Here is a 14,602-nt window from a genome sequence, read left to right as displayed (position 1 = left end):
ATCGCAGGTCGAGGCTTACAGCTTCGGACCGGCAGCCTTGATCGCGTCGCTCACGTCGAACTTCTTGAAGTTCTCGATGAACAGGCCAGCCAGGGCCTTGGCGGCTTCGTCGTAGGCGGCTTTGTCAGCCCAGGTGTTGCGTGGGTTGAGCAGGGCGGTGTCGACGCCCGGTACGGCTTTCGGCACGTCCAGGTTGACGATGTCCAGGTGCTCGGTCTCGGCACCGATCAGCGCGCCGCTCTGGATTGCTGCAATCACGCCACGGGTGGTGGGGATGTTGAAGCGTTTGCCCACGCCGTAGCCACCGCCGGTCCAGCCGGTGTTGACCAGGTAGACCTTGGAGCCGAAGCCGCGGATGCGCTTGATCAGCAGCTCGGCGTATTCGCCGGCCGGACGCGGGAAGAACGGGGCACCGAAGCAGGTGGAGAAGGTCGACTTGATGCCCGAGCCCGAACCCATTTCAGTCGAGCCCACCAGAGCGGTGTAGCCGGACAGGAAGTGGTAGGCGGCTTGTTCTTCGCTGAGGATCGACACCGGTGGCAGTACGCCGGTCAGGTCGCAGGTCAGGAAGATCACAGCATTAGGCTCGCCACCGAGGTTCTTCGGTGCGCGTTTTTCGATCAGCTCGCGCGGGTAAGCAGCACGGCTGTTCTGGGTCAGGCTGTCGTCGGCGTAGTCGGCTTTCTTGGTGACCGGGTCGATCACCACGTTTTCCAGGACGGCGCCGTGCTGGATGGCTTTCCAGATCACCGGCTCGTTCTTTTCCGACAGGTCGATGCACTTGGCATAGCAACCGCCTTCGATGTTGAACACCACGCCCACGCCCCAGCCGTGTTCGTCGTCACCGATCAGGTAACGGCTTTCGTCGGCCGACAGGGTGGTCTTGCCGGTGCCCGACAGACCGAAGAACAGGGTCACGTCGCCGTCTTCGCCCATGTTGGCGGCGCAGTGCATCGGCAGTACGTCGGCAGCCGGCAGCAGGAAGTTCTGCACGGAGAACAGGGCTTTCTTCATTTCACCGGCGTAGCGCATGCCGGCGATCAGCACTTTCTTGGCCGCGAAGTTGAGGATCACGGTGCCGTCGGAGTTGGTGCCGTCGCGCTCAGGCTCGCAGACGAAGTTAGGGGCGTTGAGGATCTGCCATTCATCCTTGCCACCGGCGTTGTACTGCTCGGGGTTGATGAACAGGCAACGGCCGAACAGGTTGTGCCAGGCAGTCTCGGTGGTCATTTTCACTGGCAGGTAGTGCGCCGGATCGGAACCTACATGCACATGGGAAACAAAACGCTCGCGCTCGCCCAGGTAGGCTTCGACGCGGTCCCACAGGGCGTCGAACTTGGCCGCCGGGAACTTGCGGTTGATCGGGCCCCAGGCGATGGCGTCCTGGGTGGTGGGCTCTTCAACGATGAAACGGTCCACTGGCGAACGGCCGGTACGATGACCGGTGCGAACCACCAGAGCGCCGGTATCGGCCAGTTCGCCCTCACCGCGGTTCAGGGCTTCTTTGACCAGATCATCCACACTCAGATCGGTGTACACGGCGTTATTGGCTTGCGTCATGAGGTTCCCCGTCGGCCAGTGGCCGAGTGCTCCAAACGTTTTGTAGTAGAAACTCGCGCACTACTACCGCGAAAAAAGTGCGCCGGATTATGCCAGAAAAGCCCAAAAATAGTAGGGTCCTCCCGTCAGTACGGCGTAATTCCGGCGTTTGCCAGGTGATTTACCTGCGCTGAACCGTTTTAGTGACGAGTATCTGACGGCGTGTCGACGCCCGCACCGGCAAACAATTGCGCAATATCGGCGGCATCGAACAGGTAGCGTTCGTTGCAGAACTGGCAATCGATCTCGATGCTGCCGCCGTGTTCCACCACCAGTTCCTGCGCATCTTCCAGCCCCAGGCTGACCAGCGCGTTGCCCGAGCGCTCGCGGGAGCAACTGCAGCGGAAACGCAGCGGTTGCACGTCGAACAGGCGCACGGCCTCTTCGTGGTACAGACGGTGGAGCACGGTTTCGTTGTCCAGGCTCAGCAGTTCATCGGCGGTCAGGGTGCTGGCCAGGGCGGTGAGGTGCTGCCAGTTGGCCTCGCGCTCTTCTGGGTCGCGCAGGCGGTCGGCAGGCAGTTGTTGCAGGAGCAGGCCGCGGGCATTGCGGCCGTCGGCGTAGAGCCAGAAACGGGTGCCGGTCTGTTGCGACATGACGAAGTAGTTGGTGAAGCATTCGGCCAGGGTGGCGCCGTCCAGATCGACGATGCCCTGGTAACGCTGGCCCTGGGTCGGGTCCACGGTCAGGGCCAGGACGCCGTTGGGCATCAGGTCGGCGAGGGTCGCATCAGGGGCGATCTGCGCTGCATCGTAGCGAGCCAGGCCACGGATCTCGCGGTTGCTGGAGCACTCGATCATCAGCAGCGGCACCGGGCCTTCGGAGCGGGCCTGGAGAATCAGCAAGCCATCGAACTTCAAGGTGCCAACCAGCAACGATGCCGCCGCCATCAGTTCACCGAGCAGTTGTGCCACCGGCTCGGGATAGGCGTGTTTGGCGAGGACTTCAGCGTAACTGCGCTCCAGCGCCACCAGCTCGCCGCGGGCGTCGCTCTCATCGAAGATGAAGCGTTGAGTGAAGTCGGTATCCGGCAAATCAGTCATAGGTCTGGGTATCTGAATGATGACAAAAAGGTTACAAGCACCGAAAATTGCGGTTTTGCACCATAAGGGTGCAGTTTTTGCGGTGATTGGAGATATTTTATGAACAATCCGGGTTTGTTCCAAGCAAGGTGGAACCTCGGCAAGCTGGTTCTGTGCAATTTACTCCCTTTGGCCCTGCTGGGATTCTGGTTGTGGCCGACCGGGCAGATGTACTGCCTGATGTTCGACGAGTGGCTGTTCCGTCACCTCAACACCCCCCTCGCGACAAACTCTACCTGGCTGCATATCTGGGCCGTGGCCAGCCTGCGCCCCTTCGATATCGTGGTGGGCCTGATCATGCTCGGCCTGCTGATTCGTGGTGATTGGGTGTTCAAGGCGGTGGACGTGCGCCGGGCGTTTTTCGGCTTCCTGTCGATCCTGATTCTTATGGTGGTGATTCGCGCGCTGTTTTCCAAGTTGGTGGCGCTGATGAACTGGCAACACAACAGCCCGTCCATGGTGCTTGAAGGCGCCGTGCACATGAGCGACTACTTCCCCGCCTGGGAGAAGACCTGGGAACTCAAGGACCGCTCCAGCCAGAGCTTCCCCGGCGACCACGCTTCGGTGCTGCTGATCTGGGGGCTGTTCATGGGCCTGTTCAGCCGCAGTGTCGGCCAGTTCCTGATCGTCTGGGGCCTGACCCTGCTGTTCATGATGCCGCGCCTGGTGGCGGGCGCGCATTGGGGCCAGGACGACTACATCGGCGGCGTGCTGCTGGCAGTGCTGGCCCTGGGCTGGGGCTACTACACACCGTATGCGGCGCGGATGTCGAACTTCCTGCTGCGCCTGACGCACCCGCTGTTCAAGCTGGTGAGCCGGATGCCGCTGCTGTCGCGCATGAACGTGGTCCGCGCCAGCAGCCTGCTGCGCTAAAAAGCCCTGTAGGAGCCGGCTTGCCGGCGAAGGCGTCCTCGAGGGCCCATTCGCCGGCAAGCCGGCTCCTACGCTTTCACTCGTGGCTGCTGCCGTGGAACTTGAACAGGTCCCGGCGCTGTTTCTTGGTGGGCTTGCCGTCGGTGCTGACCCCTAGGGCGCCAGCCTTGCGCTGGGCCGCGGCGGCTTCGCGTTTGGCGATGCTGGCTTCGGTTTCCGTGTAGAGGGTCTGCGCTTCGGGCGCCCCCCGACGGACGATGGAAAGGGCCTGGACCACCACGGTGCGCTCATCGAAGCCGGCGCGAATCTGGTATTCATCGCCTACCCGCGGCTCCTTGCCCGGTTTGCAGCGCTCGCCACGGTGATGCACCTTGCCGCTTTCGATGGCCGCCTTGGCCAGGGCACGGGTCTTGTAGAAGCGCGCCGCCCACAGCCACTTATCCAGACGAACCTTGTCCTCTTCTTCCTGCTTGTGCGCCACTGGAATTCCTCTTGCTGAAAAATGTCGCAACGGTAGAGCCTGCGACCGGGCTCTCATATACCCTGCCGCTCAACTAAAGTAACCCAGGTTGCGCCCTGATACGCGAGGAGTCCCCGTGACTGATTTCCCCACATCCCTGACCTCGCCGGGCAACCGCTGCGAAGGCTGCCAGAAAAGCCCGCCACTGGGCTTCGATTTTTCCTTCGCCTATCAACCCATAGTCGATCTGCGCGACCGCTCGATCTTTGCCCATGAGGCCCTGGTGCGCGGGGTCAATGGCGAAGGCGCCAACACCGTGCTGAACCAGGTCGACGACAGCAACCGCTATCGCTTCGACCAACGCTGCCGAACCCTGGCCATCACCACGGCGGCGCAGTTGGGGATGCGCAGCCACCTGTCGATCAACTTCATGCCCAACGCCGTTTACCGTCCGGAACTGTGCATCCGCAGCACCCTGGAAGCCGCCCGGGCCCAGCACTTTCCCCTGGACCGGCTGATTTTCGAAACCCTGGAAAGCCAGCACGTAGATAACAGTCGCCATTTGACCCATATTCTGCGTGAATACCGCGAATTCGGCTTCAAGACCGCCATCGATGACTTCGGCGCGGGATACTCGGGGCTGAACTTGCTGGCGAATTTCCAACCCGACCTGATCAAGCTCGACATGGCGCTGATTCGCGATGTCGACCAGGATCGCGTACGCCAGGCGATCATCCGCGGGATTGTCACAATCTGTGCGGAGTTGGGGGTTACAGTCATTGCCGAAGGCATTGAAAGCGCCGGTGAACGAGACTTTCTCAGCGACTGTGGAATTTACCTGATGCAGGGTTACTGGTTCGCCAAACCTGCATTCAAAGCCCTGGCCGAGGTTTCGGCCGCGGCCTGGAAAAGCTAATTGCGGATTTCCCCTATTTGAAGACTTTTGACCATTTGACCGTTGTCGGTCTGCGCGAGTGGGTGGCGCTTCCTGATCTGGGAGTGGCCGGCCTGCGTGCCAAGATCGACACCGGAGCCAGTACCTCCAGCCTGCATGCAACCGAGATCGAGCCGTTCGAGCGCGACGGTGAGCAGTGGGTGCGTTTCAATGCCCACCTGGGCAGTGTGGTGCAGTTGCGGCACCGGCGTTGCGAAGCACCGCTGGTGGCGATGAAGACCATTAAAAGCTCCAACGGCCAGGCCCAGGTGCGCTATGTCATCAGCACCACCCTGGCCCTGGGCGATCGCGTGTGGCGGGTGGAATTTACCCTCGCCTGCCGCAAGGCCATGCGCTATCGCCTGCTGCTGGGCTCCAAGGCCCTGATCGACGGCCAGCTGGTGGTCAATCCGGGCATCAAATACGTACAAGACAAACCGGTGTTCCCGGTATCCACTACCTCTGCCACAGGTGTTGCATGAAGATCGCTGTGCTGTCGCGTAACCCGCGTCTGTATTCCACTCGTCGTCTGGTCGAGGCCGGCACCGAGCGTGGCCATGAAATGGTAGTGGTCGATACCCTGCGCGCCTACATGAACATCGCCAGCCACAAGCCGCAGATCCACTACCGCGGCAAGCCCCTGGAAGGCTTCGATGCGGTGATCCCGCGGATTGGCGCCTCGGTGACTTTCTACGGCTGCGCGGTGCTGCGCCAGTTCGAAATGATGGGGGTCTTCCCCCTCAACGAGTCGGTAGCCATCGCCCGTTCCCGGGACAAGTTGCGTTCGCTGCAACTGTTGTCGCGGCGCGGCATCGGCCTGCCGGTGACCGGCTTTGCCCACTCGCCGGACGACATTCCCGACCTGATCGAGATGGTCAACGGCGCGCCCCTGGTGATCAAAGTGCTGGAAGGCACCCAGGGCATCGGCGTGGTGCTCTGTGAAACGGCCACGGCAGCAGAGTCGGTGATCGAGGCCTTCATGGGCCTGAAGCAGAACATCATGGTCCAGGAATACATCAAGGAAGCCGGCGGCGCCGACATTCGCTGCTTCGTGGTGGGCGACAAGGTAATTGCGGCGATGAAACGCCAGGCCAAGCCGGGGGAGTTCCGCTCCAACCTGCATCGCGGCGGCAGCGCCAGCCTGATCAAGATCACCCCGGAAGAACGCATGACCGCGCTGCGGGCAGCCAAGGTCATGGGCCTGAGCGTGGCGGGGGTGGACATCCTGCGCTCCAATCACGGGCCGCTGGTGATGGAAGTCAATTCCTCCCCGGGCCTGGAAGGCATCGAGACCACCACCGGCAAGAACGTCGCCGGAATCATCATCGAGCACATCGAAAAGAACGGCGGCCCGAACATGACCCGCACCAAAGGCAAAGGTTAAAAGCAGCGGCAAGTTTCCAGCTGCAAGCGGCAAGTAGAAGCGCTGAGCCTCACTTGTCGCTTGAAGCTGGAAACTTGCAGCTGCTTTTAGTCTGCATCGCGCGGCAGCAGCAGCCCCAGCGGCAGGCGCACCCGCACTTCCAGGCCGCCATCGGGACGGTTGCGCAGTTCGACGTTGCCGCCATGCAAGGCGGCAATCCGCTTGACGATGGCCAAGCCCAGGCCGGTGCCCTTGCCACCCCGGGCACGGTCGCCACGGGTGAAGGGGTTGAAGATCGCTTCCAGTTCCGAAGGGTCGATCCCCGCGCCGCGGTCCATCACGCTCAGCACCACATACGGCGCCTTGGTGTCTCCGGACACATAGGCCGCCACCTCGACATCCGTCCCAGCGTGATTCAAGGCGTTGCCGATCAGGTTGTTGAGCAGGCGCTTCATCGATACCCGACGCAGCGGGAACGGCTGGATCGGCTCCAGGCGCAGGTGCACCCGCTCCTGGTTCTGGTTGTAGGGCGCGGCCACTTCGCGCACCAGATCGCTCAAGTCCACCTCTTCCACCGACTCGTCGCGGCCGTCGCGGATAAACGCCAGGAACTGGTCGAGGATCGCATCCATGTCCTCGATATCCCGGACCATGTCGTCGGTCAGGTCGGTGTGCGCGCCCATCAGCTCCAGCGACAGGCGCAAGCGGGTCAGTGGCGTGCGCAGGTCGTGGGACACACCCGCCAGCATCAGCTCGCGTTCGCGCCCCGCCTGTTCCACGTCCTCGGCCATCTGGTTGAAGGCGCGATAGACCTCGGTCATCTCGCTCGGTGTATCACTGATCGGCAGGCGCACACTGCGCCCCTGGCCCAGTTGCCGGGCGGCGTAGACCAGGCGCTTGAGCGGTTGGTTGAGCTGGCTGACGAAGATCCACGCCGAGGCGGTGGACAAGAGGCCAATGGCCAGGAACCAGCCCAGCACGCTCCAGATCTTCTGCCCCCGCAGCGGGTGCGGATACAGCGGCACCTTGAGCCAGCCATCCCCCAGGCTCGGGGCCCGTACCCAGAGCGCCGGCGGCGCATGCATGCGCAGGCGCACTTCGGTGTCGGCGCCCAGCTCGGCCTGCATCTGCCGCTGGTAGATCTCACTGTAGGGCCAGTGCTGCTCGCCGGCCGGCACGCCGCTACCCACCACCTTGATCAGGCCGGCGGCCTCGGCGATCTGGTCGCGGTTGGATTCGTCGGCGGCCCAGTAGGCGCGCAGGGTCAGGGCCACGCCGTGGCTGTACTGCCGGTCCACCAGCACGTCCTCGTTCATCAACAGATAAACCAGGGTCAATGCCTTGGAAAACAGCACCACGATCAGCACCAGCCACAGGGTGCGGGAGAAGAAACTCTGGGGGAACCACAGCGGGGTTTTCATAACAGCCACTACACACTTTGCAGGAGCGGCTCGCGCTCGCACAGTTGCGGAATGCGAACGCCCGGGTCGTTGCCGGCCCGGGCGTTCGCTCCTACAAATCACTTATCACTTGGTCGCGGTGCCATCCGGCACGAAGACATAACCCACGCCCCAGACGGTCTGGATGTAGCGCGGCTTGGAAGGGTCGGGCTCGATCATCCGCCGCAGGCGGGAAATCTGCACGTCGATGGAACGCTCCAGGGCGTCCCACTCGCGGCCACGGGCCAGGTTCATCAGCTTGTCGCGGGTCAGCGGCTGACGAGCGTTCATCACCAGGGCCTTGAGCACCGCGAACTCACCGGTGGTGAGCATGTGCACTTCATCGCCGCGCTTGAGCTCGCGGGTGGCCAGGGACAGTTCGTAGTCACCGAAGCTCACGCTTTCGTCTTCGCTGCCCGGCGCACCCGGCACCGGAGCCGACTGACGACGCAGCACGGCCTTGACCCGCGCCATCAGCTCGTCAGGGTTGAACGGCTTGGCCAGGTAATCGTCGGCGCCCAGTTCCAGGCCCTTGATGCGGCTCAGTTCGTCGCCCTTGGCGGTGAGCATGATGATCGGGATCTGGTTGTTGGCGCTGCGCAGGCGGCGGCAAGCGGTCAGGCCGTCTTCGCCAGGCAGCATCAGGTCGAGGACCACCAGGTTGAACACTTCGCGACCCAGCAGACGGTCCATTTGCTCGGTGTTCGGTACAGCGCGGGCACGGTAGCCCTTGCTGACGAAGAAACGCTCCAGCAGGCTGCTCAGCCCCGGGTCATCGTCAACAATAAGAATTTTTTCGCCTTCAGCAGTTTGTGCAGTGCTGCTCATTGGATGCTCCTCTAATCTCGGTGCGCATTATGGCGTAGCTGCCGTTATACGCACCGTGTGCATTGTTAGCAGATTTTTCCTCTATCGCCAGCAAACCCGCTGTCGGCCTGAGGCCGGCGATCACCCCGCAACCGCTAACGCTGGGTATAATGCGCCGCCTTTTGTGTTGGGCAATATCTGATCAGTACGCCTTCGGCCGGATTATTTTTTTACCTCGGCCGGCAGTATTTTTTCGATTTCACGGGTCAACAGCCAGCCTTTTGATCCAGGTGGCGGCGCGTGCCAGGCCGCTCAACCAGACCCTCCGGGCCTCAACTTTCGTGCCCGCGGGCCTGCTTTCACAATTTGTCAGGTGGTTTTATGGACAGCATCAACAGCCGCATTGCCGAGGAACTCGGTGTACGCCCACAACAGGTCGAAGCGGCCGTCGCTCTATTGGATGAAGGCTCCACCGTGCCCTTCATCGCCCGCTACCGGAAAGAAGTCACTGGCAGCCTCGATGACACCCAACTGCGTCATCTGGAAGAGCGCCTGCGCTATCTGCGAGAACTCGACGAACGGCGGATCAGCATCCTGGCCAGCATCGAAGAGCAGGGCAAGCTGACCCCGGAATTGGCCCGCGACATCAAACTGGCCGACACCAAGACCCGCCTCGAAGACCTTTACCTGCCTTATAAACAGAAGCGCCGCACCAAGGGCCAGATCGCCCTGGAAGCCGGCCTCGGCGAACTGGCGGACGGCCTGTTCAACGACCCCAACCTGGCTCCGGAAGCCGAAGCCGCGCGCTTCGTCAACGCCGAGAAGGGCGTAGCCGACGTCAAGGCGGCGCTGGAAGGCGCCAAGTACATCCTCATGGAACGCTTCGCCGAAGACGCCGGTTTGCTGGACAAGCTGCGCAACTTCCTCAAACAGGAAGCCACCCTCAGCGCCCGCGTGGTCGCCGGCAAGGAAGAAGAAGGCGCCAAGTTCCGCGACTACTTCGAACACGATGAACCACTGAAAAGCATGCCGTCGCACCGTGCCCTGGCAATTTTCCGCGGCCGCAACGAAGGCATTCTCAGCTCCGCGCTGAAAGTCGGTGACGAGCTGCCGGGCACCATGCACCCCTGCGAAGGCATGATCGGCCAGCACGTGGGCATCCAGAACCAGAACCGCCCTGCCGACAAATGGCTCGGCGAAGTGGTGCGCTGGACCTGGAAGGTCAAGCTCTACACCCACCTGGAAACCGACCTGCTGGGCGAGCTGCGCGACAACGCGGAAACCGAGGCGATCAACGTCTTCGCCCACAACCTGCACGACCTGCTGCTGGCCGCTCCGGCCGGCCCGCGCGCCACCCTGGGCCTGGACCCGGGCCTGCGCACCGGCTGCAAGGTGGCGGTGGTGGATGCCACCGGCAAGCTGCTGGACCACGCCACCGTCTACCCCCACGTACCGCACAACAAGTGGGACCAGACCCTGGGCATCCTGGCCGCGCTGTGCGCCAAGCACTCGGTGGACCTGATCGCCATCGGCAACGGCACCGCCAGCCGCGAGACCGACAAGCTGGCCGCCGAGCTGATCAAGAAATACCCCGCGATGAAGATGACCAAGGTCATGGTTTCCGAAGCCGGTGCATCGGTGTACTCGGCCTCGGAACTGGCGGCCAAGGAATTCCCGGACCTGGACGTGTCGATCCGTGGCGCGGTGTCCATCGCCCGCCGCCTGCAGGACCCACTGGCGGAACTGGTGAAGATCGATCCGAAATCCATCGGTGTCGGCCAGTACCAGCACGACGTCTCGCAGCTGAAACTGGCCCGCGGCCTGGACGCTGTGGTGGAAGACTGCGTGAACGCCGTCGGCGTTGACGTCAACACCGCTTCCGTGGCCCTGTTGGCGCGGATCTCCGGCCTCAACGCGACCCTGGCGCAGAACATCGTCAGCCACCGCGACGAACACGGTGCATTCAAGACCCGCGCCGCGCTGAAAAAGGTCGCCCGCCTGGGTGAAAAGACCTTCGAACAGGCCGCCGGCTTCCTGCGGGTGATGAACGGCGACAACCCGCTGGACGCCTCGGCGGTGCACCCGGAAGCCTACCCGCTGGTACAGCGCATCGCCGCCGACACCGGCCGCGACATTCGCTCGCTGATCGGCGACAGCGGCTTCCTCAAGCGCCTGGATCCGAAGAAATTCACCGACGAAACCTTCGGCCTGCCCACCGTCACCGACATCCTCCAGGAACTGGACAAGCCGGGCCGCGACCCGCGTCCGGAGTTCAAGACCGCCGAGTTCCAGGACGGCGTCGAAGACCTCAAGGACCTGCAACTGGGGATGATCCTCGAAGGCGTGGTGACCAACGTCACCAACTTCGGCGCCTTCGTCGACATCGGCGTGCATCAGGATGGCCTGGTGCACATCTCGGCGCTGTCGGAGAAGTTCATCAAGGACCCGCGTGAAGCGGTTAAGGCCGGCGACGTGGTCAAGGTCAAGGTCATGGAAGTCGACATCCCGCGTAAACGCGTGGGCCTGTCGATGCGCATGAGCGACACCCCGGGCGAGAAGATCGACGGTGCTCGCGGCTCCCGCCCAGGCTCGGCGCCGCGCTCCTCCCAAGGCAATGCGCCACGCAAGGAAACCACCGCAGCCGCCCCGAGCAACAACGCCATGGCCTCGCTGTTCGCCAATGCCAAGCAGTTGAAGAAGCGCTGATGCAAATCCCTGCCGGCCTGACCGAAAGCGCCTTCAGCCAATTGCTCGGCTGCCGTCTGCAACGCCTGGAAACCGGCGAGGCGGACGTCGCCCTGGAGCTGACCCCGCAGTTGCGCAATCGCGGGCAAAAGCTGCACGGCGGGGCGATCTTCAGCCTGGTGGACATTGCCATGGGGCTGGCCTGTTCCAGCACCCACGGCTTTGACCAGCAGAGCGCCACCATCGAGTGCAAGATCAACTACATCCGCGCGGTGGCCGAGGGCGAGGTGCTGTGCCGGGCCAAGGTGATCCACCCTGGCCGCCGCACCCTGGTGGTCGAAGCGGACGTGATCCAGGGCGACAAACTGGTCGCTAAAGCACAAGGCACCTTCGCGGTCCTATAGCTCCCCGTCATGAATTTGGGTTAATTTCGGCGCTGCGAAAGCGGCGTCGGAATTTTCTTGCCTGCGCTGAAGCCAGATTCAAGGATGGAGTGTTGGCGTTTTCAGGCGAGTCGGCTTGACTCAAAAACCAGGCGAAAACGCCAGTTTTAACTTCACCCTTGTAGACCGTCCTGCCCACCCCCATATTGGGGCGACTGACGCGTGAAGGAATCCAACTTGAGCGAACTTCTCAACCGCCGCCTGGCTCTGCTCGGCGAGCGCGCTAACCTCTCCCTGCTCGAGCAGTGCCTGCACGGTATCGAACGTGAATGCCTGCGTGTCACCGGCGAAGGCCGCCTGGCACAGACCCCGCACCCGGAAGAACTGGGTTCCGCGCTGACCAACGAACAGATCACCACCGACTATTCCGAGTCGCTGCTTGAGTTCATCACCCCGGCCCTCGCGGACCCGGCGGATACCCTGGCCAGCCTCGACAAGATTCATCGCTTCGCCTACAGCAAGCTCGGCAACGAGTACCTGTGGAGTCCATCGATGCCGTGCCCGTTGCCGGCCGAGGAAGACATCCCGATCGCCTACTACGGCACCTCCAACATCGGCCAGCTCAAGTACGTGTACCGCAAGGGCCTGGCCCTGCGCTACGGCAAGACCATGCAGTGCATTGCCGGGATCCACTACAACTTTTCCCTGCCGGAACAGTTGTGGCCCCTGCTCAAGGAAGCCGAAGGCTTCGTCGGCAGCGACCGTGACTACCAGTCCTCGGCCTATATCGCCCTGATCCGCAATTTCCGCCGCTACAGCTGGCTGCTGATGTACCTGTTCGGCGCCTCGCCGGCCCTGGACGCGGGTTTCCTGCGCGGCCGCTCGCACCAGTTGGAACAACTGGACGCCGAAACCCTGTACCTGCCCTACGCCACCAGCCTGCGCATGAGCGACCTGGGCTACCAGAGCAAGGCCCAGGCCGGCCTGACCCCTTGCTACAACGACCTGAACAGCTACACCGACAGCCTGCGCAAGGCCGTGGCCACGCCCTACGCGCCCTACGTGGCGGTCGGCACCCACAAGGATGGCGAGTGGGTGCAACTGAACACCAACATCCTGCAGATCGAAAACGAGTACTACTCCAACATCCGCCCCAAGCGCGTGACCTACACCGGCGAGCGGCCGATCCAGGCGCTGATGGCCCGAGGCATCCAGTACGTCGAAGCCCGTTGCCTGGACATCAACCCGTTCCTGCCCCTGGGGATCGACATTCAGGAAGCCCGCTTCCTCGACGCCTTCCTCTTGTATTGCGCGCTCAACGAAAGCCCGCTGTTCGAGAACAACGAGTGCGGCAATGCCACCTCGAACTTCCTCGCCGTGGTCAAGGAAGGCCGGCGTCCGGGCCTGCAACTGCAACGCCAGGGCCAGCCGGTGGAAATGAAGGAGTGGGCCACCGAACTGCTGGAGCAGATCGCGCCACTGGCCGCCCTGCTCGACCAGAGCCACGGCAGCGATGTGCACAGCAAGGCGCTGGACGCCCAGCGGGCCAAGGTCAAGGATTCGTCCCTGACCCCGTCGGCCCAGGTGCTGGCGGCCATGAGCGAGCACAAGGAGAGCTTCAGCCAGTTCTCCCTGCGCCAGAGCCAGGTGCATGCCGAGTACTTCCGCAACCAGCCCCTGGCCAAGGAAGAACAAGCCGCCTTCGAAGACGCGGCGCGCAAATCCCTGGAACAGCAGACCGAGCTGGAACAGAACGAAGTGGGTGATTTCGACGTGTTCGTCGGCGCCTACCAGGCCAGCATCCTGGCCATCAGCAACTGACGCCTCGCCGGCAAGCCGGCTCCTACAGCCATCCCGTAGGAGCCGGCTTGCTGGCGAACAGCTCGCTGCATATTCCCCTCATAAGCTAATGCAAATAAGTTATTTATTTCTGCATTCTTAGATCATTTAGTCTCCTCACACGCCGATCACCGGTCGCCTATGAGGAGCACCCCCATGAAACTGCACTTCCCCCTTCGCCTCCTGGCGGCCGCGTCCCTGGCTGCCGCGAGTTTCTTTGCCCAGGCCGCCGACGTCACCGTCGCCTACCAGACCACCGTCGACCCGGCCAAGGTCGCCCAGGCCGACGGCAGCTACGAAAAAGCCACCCAGGCCAAGATCAACTGGCGCAAATTCGATAACGGTGCCGACGTCATCGCCGCCATCGCCTCCGGCGATGTGCAGATCGGCTACCTGGGCTCCAGCCCGCTGACCGCCGCCATCACCCGCAAGGTGCCGGTGCAGACCTTCCTCATCGCCACCCAGATCGGCGCCGCCGAAGCCCTGGTAGCCCGTGACGGTTCCGGGATCAACAGCCCTCAGGACCTGATCGGCAAGAAGGTCGCCGTGCCGTTCGTTTCCACCGGCCACTACAGCCTGCTGGCGGCGTTGAAGCACTGGAACATCGACCCGTCGAAAGTACAGATTCTCAACCTCGCGCCACCGGCGATCATCGCCGCCTGGAAGCGCGGTGATATCGATGCCACCTACGTCTGGGACCCGGCCCTGGGCGTGGCCAAGGAAAACGGCAAGGTGCTGATCACCTCCGGCGAGCTGGCCAAGTTCGGCGCGCCGACCTTCGACGCCTGGATCGTGCGCAAGGACTTCGCCGAGAAGCACCCGGAGATCGTCACCGCCTTCGCCAAGGTGACCCTGGATGCCTACGCCCAATACCGCAAGGATCCACAAGCCTGGCTCGCCAACCAGGGCAACGTCGACAAGCTGGTGAAGCTCTCCGGGGCCAAGGCCAGCGATATCCCGCTGCTGCTGCAAGGCAACGTCTACCCGTTGGCCGCCGATCAGGTGGTCAGCCTCGGCGCCCCGACCACCAAGGCCATCACCGACACCGCAGTGTTCCTCAAGGAGCAAGGCAAGGTCGAAGCGGTGCTGCCGGACTACGCCCCCTACGTCAGCGCCAAGTTCATCCCTGAATAACCCG

General features: G+C 62.8%; 13 protein-coding genes. 8 read left to right on the top strand and 5 right to left on the bottom strand.

The genetic code is table 11. The annotated features are described in order from the left end of the window. Nucleotides 1-15: 15 nt before the first annotated feature. Both BLV47_RS24805 and hslO read right to left on the bottom strand, forming a co-directional pair. Nucleotides 16-1,560: a phosphoenolpyruvate carboxykinase gene (locus tag BLV47_RS24805; RefSeq protein ID WP_092318624.1), complete on the bottom strand. Its 1,545-nt coding sequence runs from the start codon at nt 1,558-1,560 to the stop codon at nt 16-18. Nucleotides 1,561-1,739: 179 nt separating this feature from the next. Next, nucleotides 1,740-2,642, bottom strand: a complete 903-nt coding sequence (hslO, locus tag BLV47_RS24800; RefSeq protein WP_092318623.1) for an Hsp33 family molecular chaperone HslO — start codon at nt 2,640-2,642, stop codon at nt 1,740-1,742. A gap of 99 nt (nt 2,643-2,741) precedes the next feature. Here hslO and BLV47_RS24795 point away from each other — a divergent pair, with 99 nt between their 5' ends. Beyond that, nucleotides 2,742-3,554: a phosphatase PAP2 family protein gene (locus BLV47_RS24795; RefSeq protein WP_092318621.1), complete on the top strand. Its 813-nt coding sequence runs from the start codon at nt 2,742-2,744 to the stop codon at nt 3,552-3,554. 76 nt (nt 3,555-3,630) lie between these two features. Here BLV47_RS24795 and BLV47_RS24790 read toward each other — a convergent pair whose 3' ends face one another. Beyond that, nucleotides 3,631-4,035, bottom strand: a complete 405-nt coding sequence (locus BLV47_RS24790) for an RNA-binding S4 domain-containing protein (RefSeq protein WP_092318619.1) — start codon at nt 4,033-4,035, stop codon at nt 3,631-3,633. A gap of 115 nt (nt 4,036-4,150) precedes the next feature. Between BLV47_RS24790 and rimA the strand changes: the two genes are divergently transcribed. The 3 genes from rimA to rimK are packed head-to-tail and all read left to right on the top strand — an operon-like array spanning nt 4,151 to nt 6,332. Beyond that, a complete protein-coding gene (rimA, locus tag BLV47_RS24785; protein ID WP_092318617.1) occupies nt 4,151-4,930 on the top strand; it encodes a S6 modification regulatory phosphodiesterase RimA in 780 nt (259 codons plus the stop codon). Between the two features lie 17 nt (nt 4,931-4,947). Beyond that, a complete protein-coding gene (rimB, locus tag BLV47_RS24780; protein ID WP_007931742.1) occupies nt 4,948-5,430 on the top strand; it encodes a retropepsin-like aspartic endopeptidase RimB in 483 nt (160 codons plus the stop codon). Continuing rightward, nucleotides 5,427-6,332 carry a 30S ribosomal protein S6--L-glutamate ligase gene (gene rimK, locus BLV47_RS24775; protein WP_007931744.1) on the top strand — a complete coding sequence of 302 codons (906 nt, stop codon included), beginning with the start codon at nt 5,427-5,429 and terminating at the stop codon, nt 6,330-6,332. The genes rimB and rimK overlap by 4 nt, the downstream gene beginning before the upstream one ends. Nucleotides 6,333-6,418: 86 nt before the next feature. Here the strand turns inward: rimK and BLV47_RS24770 are convergent, their stop codons facing one another. After that, nucleotides 6,419-7,732 (bottom strand): ATP-binding protein, encoded by a 1,314-nt coding sequence (locus tag BLV47_RS24770; RefSeq protein ID WP_092318615.1) that lies wholly within the window; start codon nt 7,730-7,732, stop codon nt 6,419-6,421. A 105-nt stretch (nt 7,733-7,837) separates the two neighbouring features. After that, nucleotides 7,838-8,578, bottom strand: coding sequence for an osmolarity response regulator transcription factor OmpR (gene ompR, locus BLV47_RS24765; protein WP_092318613.1), 741 nt, complete (start codon nt 8,576-8,578; stop codon nt 7,838-7,840). A gap of 360 nt (nt 8,579-8,938) precedes the next feature. On the opposite strand from ompR, the gene BLV47_RS24760 reads away from it, so the two are divergent. The 4 genes from BLV47_RS24760 to tauA all read left to right on the top strand — a co-directional run bounded on the left by BLV47_RS24760 (nt 8,939) and on the right by tauA (nt 14,598). Further along, nucleotides 8,939-11,263 carry a Tex family protein gene (locus tag BLV47_RS24760; protein ID WP_092318611.1) on the top strand — a complete coding sequence of 775 codons (2,325 nt, stop codon included), beginning with the start codon at nt 8,939-8,941 and terminating at the stop codon, nt 11,261-11,263. Continuing rightward, nucleotides 11,263-11,646 carry a PaaI family thioesterase gene (locus BLV47_RS24755; protein ID WP_011058654.1) on the top strand — a complete coding sequence of 128 codons (384 nt, stop codon included), beginning with the start codon at nt 11,263-11,265 and terminating at the stop codon, nt 11,644-11,646. Before BLV47_RS24760 ends, BLV47_RS24755 begins: the two co-directional genes overlap by 1 nt. A 216-nt stretch (nt 11,647-11,862) precedes the next feature. Further along, on the top strand, nt 11,863-13,446 hold the full coding sequence (gene gshA, locus BLV47_RS24750) for a glutamate--cysteine ligase (RefSeq protein WP_092318609.1): 1,584 nt from the start codon (nt 11,863-11,865) through the stop codon (nt 13,444-13,446). A gap of 174 nt (nt 13,447-13,620) precedes the next feature. Then, nucleotides 13,621-14,598 (top strand): taurine ABC transporter substrate-binding protein, encoded by a 978-nt coding sequence (gene tauA, locus BLV47_RS24745; RefSeq protein WP_092318607.1) that lies wholly within the window; start codon nt 13,621-13,623, stop codon nt 14,596-14,598. Nucleotides 14,599-14,602: the final 4 nt, after the last annotated feature.

Origin of the sequence: Pseudomonas saponiphila (assembly GCF_900105185.1) — a bacterium.
Classification (GTDB): domain Bacteria; phylum Pseudomonadota; class Gammaproteobacteria; order Pseudomonadales; family Pseudomonadaceae; genus Aquipseudomonas; species Aquipseudomonas saponiphila.
This window is presented reverse-complemented; position numbering and strand designations above follow the sequence as displayed.